This window comes from Arthrobacter sp. JCM 19049 (assembly GCF_001310435.1).
Genome location: NZ_BAXF01000646.1, coordinates 1 through 1,037, shown reverse-complemented (window position 1 = coordinate 1,037; position 1,037 = coordinate 1). Strand labels below are relative to the sequence as shown.

1 protein-coding gene and 1 pseudogene are annotated in these 1,037 nt (G+C 67.7%); both read left to right on the top strand.

The window, feature by feature from the left end; all coding sequences use genetic code 11:
* On the top strand, positions 1 to 766 hold a 766-nt coding region (locus tag JCM19049_RS15210), incomplete at its 5' end, for an acetyl-CoA C-acyltransferase (RefSeq protein ID WP_279403346.1).
* Positions 766 to 1,037 (top strand): annotated as a pseudogene (locus tag JCM19049_RS15205) (3-oxoacyl-ACP reductase); the annotation flags it as partial. The gene JCM19049_RS15210 and the pseudogene JCM19049_RS15205, both read left to right, overlap by 1 nt.

The window sequence follows — 1,037 nt, the reverse complement described above, 5'->3', positions numbered from 1 at the left end:
GATGGGCGAGCACCAGGCCAAGACCACCCACGCCTGGGGCATCACCCGCCAGGCGCAGGATGAGCTGGCCCTGGCCAGCCACCAGAACCTGGCCGCCGCCTACGAGCGCGGGTTCTTCGATGACCTGATGACCAGCTTCAACGGCCTTAGCCGGGACAACAACCTGCGCCCGGACTCCAGCCTGGAAAAGCTGGGCAGCCTGAAGCCGGCCTTCGGCAAGTCGCTGGGCGATGAGGCGACCATGACCGCGGGCAACTCCACCCCGCTGACCGACGGGGCCTCCACGGTGCTGTTGGGCAGCGAGGAATACGCCAAGGCCAACAACCTGCCGATGCTGGCGAACTTCGTGGACTTCGAGGCCGGCGCGGTGGACTTCGTGCACGGTGCGGAGGGCCTGCTGATGGCCCCGGCCTACGCGGTCGCCCGGATCCTGAAGCGCAACAACCTGACCCTGCAGGACTTTGACTTCTACGAAATCCACGAGGCGTTCGCCGGCACCGTGCTCTCCACGCTGGCGGCGTGGGAGGACGAGGAATTCTGCCGCGAAAAGCTCGGCCTGGATGCCCCGCTGGGCGCCATCGACCGCAGTAAGCTGAACGTCAACGGGTCCTCGCTGGCCGCCGGCCACCCGTTCGCCGCCACCGGCGGACGAATCGTGGCGACGCTGGCCAAGATGCTGCATGAGAAGGGCTCGGGACGTGGACTGATCTCCGTGTGCGCCGCCGGCGGGCAGGGAGTCGTAGCGATTTTGGAGGCACGCAACTAATGGCAGACAAGTACCTGGAACTGGTCAACACCGGTTTTACCCGCACCCTGGCCAAGAAGCTGGGCCTACCGCAACCGGCCCGGCTGCGCCGCTGGTCCACCCAGACCCCGCTGCTGCCCGGCCCGCTGCTGATCCTGGGCGATTCGCCCACCGCCCAGCAGCTGGCCGACACCCTGGTGCAGTGGGGACTGGATGTGCGCCGCCACGACGCCGGGGGAGCGAAGCTGGGCGGGCTGATCCTGCTGCTCGATGAGCTCACCCACCCCGATCA